At 50.0% G+C, this 6,192-nt stretch carries 9 protein-coding genes and 1 pseudogene; 4 read left to right on the forward strand and 6 right to left on the reverse strand.

What is annotated here, in order from left to right:
• Window positions 1–232 precede the first annotated feature (232 nt).
• Complete coding sequence (locus NB063_RS32590) at window positions 233–670, forward strand: DUF6933 domain-containing protein (protein ID WP_407652598.1); 438 nt, start codon at window positions 233–235, stop codon at window positions 668–670.
• A 2-nt stretch (window positions 671–672) separates the two neighbouring features.
• On the opposite strand, the gene NB063_RS10570 is transcribed toward NB063_RS32590, so the two are convergent.
• From NB063_RS10570 to NB063_RS10575, 3 genes and pseudogenes are all read right to left on the reverse strand, one after another.
• Window positions 673–870: a hypothetical protein gene (locus NB063_RS10570; RefSeq protein ID WP_250928697.1), complete on the reverse strand. Its 198-nt coding sequence runs from the start codon at window positions 868–870 to the stop codon at window positions 673–675.
• On the reverse strand, window positions 867–995 hold the full coding sequence (locus NB063_RS32595; protein ID WP_407652599.1) for a DUF2256 domain-containing protein: 129 nt from the start codon (window positions 993–995) through the stop codon (window positions 867–869). Before NB063_RS32595 ends, NB063_RS10570 begins: the two co-directional genes overlap by 4 nt.
• Window positions 934–1,383 (reverse strand): annotated as a pseudogene (locus NB063_RS10575) (cupin domain-containing protein); the annotation flags it as partial. The gene NB063_RS32595 and the pseudogene NB063_RS10575, both read right to left, overlap by 62 nt.
• A 37-nt stretch (window positions 1,384–1,420) precedes the next feature.
• Here NB063_RS10575 and NB063_RS10580 point away from each other — a divergent pair.
• From NB063_RS10580 to NB063_RS10590, 3 genes are all read left to right on the forward strand, one after another.
• Window positions 1,421–1,693 (forward strand): hypothetical protein, encoded by a 273-nt coding sequence (locus NB063_RS10580; protein ID WP_250928699.1) that lies wholly within the window; start codon window positions 1,421–1,423, stop codon window positions 1,691–1,693.
• Between the two features lie 29 nt (window positions 1,694–1,722).
• Window positions 1,723–2,475: an oxygen-binding di-iron domain-containing protein gene (locus NB063_RS10585; RefSeq protein ID WP_250928700.1), complete on the forward strand. Its 753-nt coding sequence runs from the start codon at window positions 1,723–1,725 to the stop codon at window positions 2,473–2,475.
• Between the two features lie 672 nt (window positions 2,476–3,147).
• A complete protein-coding gene (locus NB063_RS10590; protein ID WP_250928701.1) occupies window positions 3,148–3,594 on the forward strand; it encodes a hypothetical protein in 447 nt (148 codons plus the stop codon).
• Between the two features lie 5 nt (window positions 3,595–3,599).
• Here the strand turns inward: NB063_RS10590 and NB063_RS10595 are convergent, their stop codons facing one another.
• The 3 genes from NB063_RS10595 to NB063_RS10605 all read right to left on the reverse strand — a co-directional run bounded on the left by NB063_RS10595 (window position 3,600) and on the right by NB063_RS10605 (window position 5,887).
• The gene (locus NB063_RS10595; RefSeq protein ID WP_250928702.1) at window positions 3,600–4,118 is read right to left on the reverse strand and encodes a hypothetical protein; all 519 of its coding nucleotides are present in this window, start codon (window positions 4,116–4,118) and stop codon (window positions 3,600–3,602) included.
• A 20-nt stretch (window positions 4,119–4,138) separates the two neighbouring features.
• The gene (locus NB063_RS10600) at window positions 4,139–4,876 is read right to left on the reverse strand and encodes a tyrosine-type recombinase/integrase (RefSeq protein ID WP_250928703.1); all 738 of its coding nucleotides are present in this window, start codon (window positions 4,874–4,876) and stop codon (window positions 4,139–4,141) included.
• Between the two features lie 66 nt (window positions 4,877–4,942).
• A complete protein-coding gene (locus NB063_RS10605) occupies window positions 4,943–5,887 on the reverse strand; it encodes a hypothetical protein (protein WP_250928704.1) in 945 nt (314 codons plus the stop codon).
• Window positions 5,888–6,192: the final 305 nt, after the last annotated feature.

Consider the following 6,192-nt stretch of genomic DNA (forward strand, 5'->3'; position numbering starts at 1 on the left):
TCCGGCCTACAGTTCGCGGCGGTTCCGCCAGATGATTCCTGCAGACCTGCTTAGCCCTCTCCAGCAGAGTGTTCGAGAGAAGATTCGCACGATAAAATGGCATTGATCTTGCAAGAGTTGCTGTCGATTGCTGTGTGCCGCAACTGAAGATTACGTTTTGGAACTGGGGCCAATGATCCTTCGACTCTCCCAAAAACGGAACACGAAGATCAAAGCGGGTAAGTTGACCGAGATGCCGCTGGATGAGAATTCATATGCGGACTGGTCATGCCATCTCTTCACCGCTGATCGCACTCAGTACATCATCATGAGCAATACGAAGTCGCTTTACTCGTGCGTGATGTACGGTGCGGGCATCACGGACGACAGCCGCTTCATCGAGCGGGCGCTGAGCACGCTTAGGGAATTCATGGAAGACGACGGGCAGTCGTTTGCCTGCCAACGATTCATTGCCCTGGCCAGCGGTACAATCAGTTTCGCCAAGGCTTTGAACCGTTCGGTGACGGGATCGATGACTGCGGCTTTCGACATCAAGTGCATGGTCTGTTGGCTGGGAAGAAATGGCAATCGCTTCAAGCCCATTTTCATAATGACCTCGGCGATAGCCTCCTCAATCTCGCTTTCGAGCTTCTTGACGATCTTCTGCTCCATTAGAAATCTCCTCAGTTGAACTCATTTGCGAATAGCGTTCGTTATCAAGAAGCCAACGCCGACCAGACAACCCAACCCGATGACGATGTAGCCAATCCTGAAGGCCTTGAACTGAGTCACGTTGTCGGTCGGCTCAAACGTCGCCAAGAAGCCGAACCCACAAAATGCGGCGACCGCCAGAAGGAGGGGCGATCCCAAAATGGCGACAAACAGTTTCATGATTCGTCGGACTTGTTGGTCGATTTGTCGTCACGGCTCTTGCGGCACTTGTCGCTGCAATACTTAACCTTGTCCCAAACCTTCTCCCACTTCTTTCGCCAAGTGAACGGCCGTCCGCAGACCACGCAGGTTTTCTCGGGCAAGTTGGGTTTCTTGTGTGCCATTGATCACCTGATTCTCACATGTCTGGTCACGTCTGACGTTTCCTTGATCATGGTGCGGGACTCTAATTTCGATCCCATAATTCGGTGCAATTGCCAGCAACTTCTCGATCTCGTCTTTCGTCGGCGGCAATGCAGACGTTGAACCTTCTGACAGTGGCACGCCGAACTCGAAAAACATTTCTTCCAGTCCAGCGGGCGCAATTGAGATGATCATTTTCGCCGGTTGATTGCTCTCGTTCTTGAGCGAATGGGGAGTGCCCACAGGCATGTTGGCGAACATTCCTGCTGTTGCGACCACACGTTCTTCGCCAATCTGGAATGTGATTTCGCCTTCGAGAATGTAGAAGCTCTCTTCCTCTCGACTGACGGAATGGGATCAGGATTTTGTGGATGAAGATGTTCCCGGTTACTTTGAGTTCAGGAAGGATGGTCTCGGCGAATTTCAGTTTGGCTATGTTCAGGGCCAGATCGACTGGCGAGACACAGAGCGTGACGGACGACCGGCAGTCGAGTTCACATTCGAGGGCATGGATGAAATGACGCCAAATTCAGGCAGAGGCTGGGCGATCATCGAAGGTGACACACTCGATGGTATGATCTTCTTTCATCAAGGTGACGAATCTGGGTTTGCGGCGAAGAAAACAGAAAAACTAAAATAACAACCGATTGTTCTCACAGGACGATTTCCATGCAAACAAACGCCCACACCGGAACAACAGTCGACGAGGTTGCAGCGGGGGTCTACCGGATCAACACTCCGCTGCGAACTGACTCCATCCCCGGTGGCTTCAATCTCAGCCAGTACCTCATCGTGGACGATGAGCCGATGATCTTTCACACGGGCTGGCGTCGATGGTTTCCGTTCGTCTCCGAAGCGATCTCAAAGGTCATTCCGCTGGATCAGATCCGCCACATCGGTTACTCCCACTTTGAAGGGGACGAAGCGGGTGCAATGAATGAGTTTCTGGCTGTTGCACCGCAGGCAGTCCCATTTGCCAGCCAAGTTGGCTTGATGACATCACTCAACGATCATGCCGACCGTGAAGGTAGAGGGTTGGCCGATGGCGACACTTTCTCGACTGGCAAGAAAACATGGCAATGGATTGACACACCGCATGTACCGCACGGTTGGGACTGCGGCGTATTGTTCGATCAATCGACCAGCACGCTGTTGTGCGGCGACCTTTTCACCCAGCCGGGTGCGGAAACCAAACCAGTCACGGAATCGGAAATCCTGACGGCGAGCGAAGCGATGCGTAAGCCAATGGATTACTACGCTCACTCAACCAAGACTGGCACCATCTTGGAGCGTCTGGCATCGCTCAATCCTACGACACTCGCCTGTCAGCATGGGAGTGCCTACAGCGGCGATGGTGCTGCCTTGCTGCGAGAACTCGCTGCCATCCTCGACATAGAACGTCGGGCGGAATTGACCGGGTGATTTCTCCAACCAACGCTGGATGGATTTTGAGGCGTTCCGTGCCGATCCAAAAGTTGTAACGCTAGCCTCGCTTATCCGGCTTGGGGAGCTTTCCTCGGTAGGTTTTCGGCTTTCGGTGATTCATATTCGGCAAATTCTACACTTTGCCAAATCCGACATAGAATCTGACAACGCACTCCACCACCACAACCGGGGCACGCCATCGAAAACACGCTAAATCATTGGCTTTAAAGGAGATCGGCGCACGAAAAAAGCCGCTTGTGATTTCACAAGCGGCTTTTTGAGTGGAGGATAACGGATCGAAACCGATCTTCTAAAACCACGTTATTTACGTGGTTTTTTCGTAGCGGTTCTCCAGAACTCGACACCGAATTCTGCAAAATCAACACTTGTGCGGGTGAAAGGAATTGGTGAAAAAAAGGCCGCTCATTGAACCCTGGAGAATTTCAGCCGGGATTTTTTGTGGCGAAGAAAAAGCAACTGCGTTGGGAACATGGGGAGCCCGCCACGTCCTAAAACCTGACCGGAATTGAAAATAGTTTTTCTAATTCAATTTTTGTAACACGGTTTTGATTTGCGGTTTGTTTTGGCGGGTTGCACAATCGTAGAGGTCCAACATGTGGATTAAAATCATGGCTTTGGTGTTGGCCCAACCAACTTGGATGCGGAAGAATGAACGGCAAAGAATGGTATCGAGAGCAATTAAAGAAACCAGAATGGCTTGCAAAGCGGAAGAAAATCTACGAACGAGACAACCGGACGTGCGTTGACTGCCAGAAAAGCGGGATACGAATTCACTGTCATCACGAACACTATGTGAGAGGGAAGAAGCCGTGGGACTATCCACCCCACGCCTTCGTAACTTTGTGTGATGAATGCCATGACAATAGACATCGGGCTGCAATCATGAAATTCATGACCCATCACGATGCAGAAATGTGGCTCATGTTCAGCGAAGTTGACAAAGCAATGATTGAAGTCGAGTTAAAAGAGAGAAGCGAACGGGTCGAAGGGTTGTCAAACCAAGGTGCAGATTGGGACTCCAATGGCCAATACTATTCCATGATCGACGAGAACGGAGAGCAGCGTTGCTTTGATGCAGATGGAAATCTCATGTGAGTTGGTCATTGTCTGCAATTATCAGGCTTCGGTGCCGATTGAGTTGGGCCTGCATCGCTGCTCACAATCGCTTTCACAACTACATGTTCAATTGTGAACTCACCCCACGCTGACGGGGCCGGATCAAAGACGAACTGGCCCTGATCAAACGTCGGAAAAAGATTGTCGAGTATCATGCAAACTGAGATCGGCCCGTGAGGAAGTGTCACGTTTCGGGCAACAAGATAGTGCTTTCCCTGACGTTGCGCAGGAATGCCATGTTCGTTCAGTGCGGTTAGAAAACTTTTCGTTGGTAACAACGTTCTTGAAAAGCAACAACTTTTTGTCGGATGGTCTTTTGTGAGACGCAGCATAATTCTTAGATTGTATGCTGCCTTTTGAACTGCCCATCCGCCAACGTAGATCGTGTGGTGTTGGATCACGAATCGATACCCGCCTGCCCTCATGTTAGATACAACCGAAGCAGGGCGTGGTGTACTGGTCCCCCAGGCAATACCGAGTTCACCGCTACATTGATGATTCATGCCACTTGCTCCTTTCGAGCCTACAAATCCGTTTTCTTCATGGCTTCTTGATACTTGGCTTCCAGTTCTTCATCCAGTGCAACGTGCTGGTAAACGGAGAGAGTTTCTCTGCGTGCATGGCCAGTGAGAATCTGAAGCTCGGCATCGGCCATGCCCGAATGCCGTGTTAACCATGTGATCGCTTGGTGGCGGAACGTGTGTGGTGTTGCAGTGACACCTGCCTCGATAGCGTACTGCTTCACAATTTGCTGCAACCGTCGAGTGGTGTACTTTGAGTTCCGTCTGGTTTGGAACAACCAACGGTTACTTGGATGCGCAGCCATGTGGGTGCGTAGTGCTGTGGCGAAAGACTTTCCAAAAAGGACGTAGCGGTCTTTCGATCCCTTTCCATCGTTGATGCGTATTTTGCTATTTGCCAAGTCAACGTCGGCAACTTGAATTCCGCACAATTCTGAATTGCGTACTGCCGTCTGGAATAGCAGTCGAAGCATCAAGCTGTGTTGGACATCTGAGGCACGATCAACGACCTCATAAAACCGCTTGAACTCATCCTGCGTCAGAACCTTGGGTAACTTGCGGCCTTTCTTCTTTGGAGTCAGTTCACACTTTTGTCTCACTGCCTTAGTCACGTAGCGCCAGTCCTCGTAATCCAAACCGTGCCTGCGGACAATTTTGGCAATTTGAGCAATGATTTTGGATTTCGCAATTGCATTTTGGGATACGCAACTGGACTGGTTTTCGGTCTTTGAAAGTTTCATTTTGGTCTCCAAGGGATACTGAACTTCGTGATCTGACTCTTATACGAAATTGGGAATTTGCGTTGTTCAATCGTTGCTGGTACTCAGCGACTTCTTAAGCCGGAAGAATGTTGCACGAGACTTCTTTGTCAATTGACACCATGCCTCGATTTGCTCCTTTACCGTTCCGTGATCATCCAAAACCTGCTTCAAGCAATCGAGATCGTCTACGGTTGTGTCAACCTTGCTAGGTTGCTGCGTGCCAAACTGATCGAGTTGTGTCATAACCAACTCCCGCCAATCAATTCCAGCTTGCTGGGAGTAAAGGTACTTTCGGTACGAAGGTTCAAGAATTCGCAACGACAATTCCCGACTTGCTGAATTGTCAGCGATGAAGTGGACAACCATCCTGCATTGACTTGGGGACATGGACTCAAAACCGTCGTCCGCCAATTGATACATCATTTCGATCACGTCATCGTTCGATGCATCGAGTTCAAAAACATCAACACGACTCAGCACGGCATTGAATGCATGATTCTTGCTGGGCAGATTGTTGGCCGTGAAAATGATTTGCCCGGTAAAATTGAATGAGTTTGGGATTTCCAGTTGACTGCTGTTGTACGTGACCAAGCGACCTCTATTGCTGTCTCCCCACAAGGCACTTCTGAGAATTCCCAACGCCGGTAGATTTCGATACAGGCTGTCGCAGTCGTCAAGGAAAATCACTTTGTCTGAGTTATTGTAGAGGTTGGTGTAGAGCGACAAAGGTGTGCAATGCCCGTTCAGCAAGACTGGGCGAATTCGTTCTTGACGCAAAACACGCAGGATGATTTTTGTTTTACCAAGCCCTCCTCTCGAACCATAAACGAACAAGCCATGTGTCAGTTTTTGACACACAAGTCGCACATGATGACTTAAGAGATGCTGTCGTTCTTCTAACGCTGTTTCCGGCACAGTTTGTTCTGGTGGCGGTGGATCGTTACCAAAGAACCCATGAATCCGATTAACGTGCATTTGGAAGACTTTCAAGTTGATGTTGGAGTAGAAGTGGGTTGCATCGTGTCTCAGGTCGCATGAGACTTTTTGCCGTTGTGCGACTGGTGTGAATTTCAGGGGTCAGTATTCTTCGGACAATAGCAACGTTGTTGCGCTTCGATCATGCTCCGTGATTACGTACAGCCTCTCACCCTTGTTGCTTAGGTAGACGCTGAAAATCCTTTCGCCAGGAGGTGGCTGAACGTGAGTAGCATCATGCAACCAATCACAGCGGACGCTCGTGCAATCCAGTCGCTGGCGTCACTGATCGCAGCGAACCCTAACAGCGTGTTGATTTT

It is taken from the genome of Aporhodopirellula aestuarii (assembly GCF_023701485.1).
Lineage (GTDB): Bacteria > Planctomycetota > Planctomycetia > Pirellulales > Pirellulaceae > Rhodopirellula > Rhodopirellula aestuarii.

What these genes read in the sequence shown, in the direction of transcription:
- NB063_RS32590 (WP_407652598.1), top strand. Translation starts at nt 233, where the DNA reads ATGCCGCTGGATGAGAATTCATATGCGGACTGGTCATGCCATCTCTTC.
- NB063_RS10570 (WP_250928697.1), bottom strand. Translation starts at nt 870, where the DNA reads ATGAAACTGTTTGTCGCCATTTTGGGATCGCCCCTCCTTCTGGCGGTC.
- NB063_RS10585 (WP_250928700.1), top strand. Translation starts at nt 1,723, where the DNA reads ATGCAAACAAACGCCCACACCGGAACAACAGTCGACGAGGTTGCAGCG.
- NB063_RS10590 (WP_250928701.1), top strand. Translation starts at nt 3,148, where the DNA reads ATGAACGGCAAAGAATGGTATCGAGAGCAATTAAAGAAACCAGAATGG.
- NB063_RS10595 (WP_250928702.1), bottom strand. Translation starts at nt 4,118, where the DNA reads ATGAATCATCAATGTAGCGGTGAACTCGGTATTGCCTGGGGGACCAGT.
- NB063_RS10600 (WP_250928703.1), bottom strand. Translation starts at nt 4,876, where the DNA reads ATGAAACTTTCAAAGACCGAAAACCAGTCCAGTTGCGTATCCCAAAAT.